Annotated in this window: 2 protein-coding genes; both read left to right on the top strand. The window is 51.6% G+C overall.

What is annotated here, in order from left to right; translation table 11 throughout:
- Positions 1–56: 56 nt before the first annotated feature.
- Complete coding sequence (locus AC1RPJ_RS07635; protein WP_353986023.1) at positions 57–395, top strand: hypothetical protein; 339 nt, start codon at positions 57–59, stop codon at positions 393–395.
- 10 nt (positions 396–405) lie between these two features.
- On the top strand, positions 406–721 hold a 316-nt coding region (locus tag AC1RPJ_RS07630; RefSeq protein WP_481762823.1), incomplete at its 3' end, for a DUF7448 domain-containing protein.

Genomic DNA, 721 nt, shown 5'->3' with positions numbered 1-721 from the left:
GGTTGGGCTGAAGCTTCCTAAGGAAGTGGTCAATCTCGTGGAGAAAACGCTAAGCTATGTCAAATCGAATCATTGACAAGTTGCAGGTACGAGTCACCAGCTTTTATTGCTCGACAAGACAAAGCCATGCGGGTTATAATAAGCCCTTTGTGAACTTGGGCCTGTACGGGCGGGTGTCGCGTGTAGGCGTCAGCACCAAGTTTCAATTCCAGATTGGTAATAAGAAGACCCGTCTGGATTTCACGGATGCCACCATCTTTGACGGATCAGACCCGCGTGAAACGGCGCTTGCCGTTAAGCAGCTTCTGGCCGACTGGGTGCGCGTGTCCCAAGAAATACCAGAGGCATACCGTCAGCGTTTTGTTGACGTGGTGCTGAACCACCACAAACAGTAAGGAGCAGATCATGAAGTACGCAGAAGACTACAGCTGGCGAATCCATGGAGGGCGCGACGTAATTATGTCGTCGCTAGTCGGCCACACCATTGTCGCGATTGACACGGATGATGCGAAACGCAACATCTGGTTCACGCTAGAAGGTGGTGAAATTCTGCGTATGTTTCATGATCAAGACTGCTGCGAGTCGGTGTACATCGAATCGATTGTTGGCAACCTAAATGACATATTGGGTACTCCACTTCTGGTGGCAGAAGTCGTATCTTGGGCTGATGGTCAGGATGGTGTGCCTCCCCCGATCCTGCACCGGCGCGAAAGCTGGATGG

The sequence above is a fragment of the Dellaglioa sp. CoH-57-MRSF-17 genome (assembly GCF_056782015.1).
This window is presented reverse-complemented; position numbering and strand designations above follow the sequence as displayed.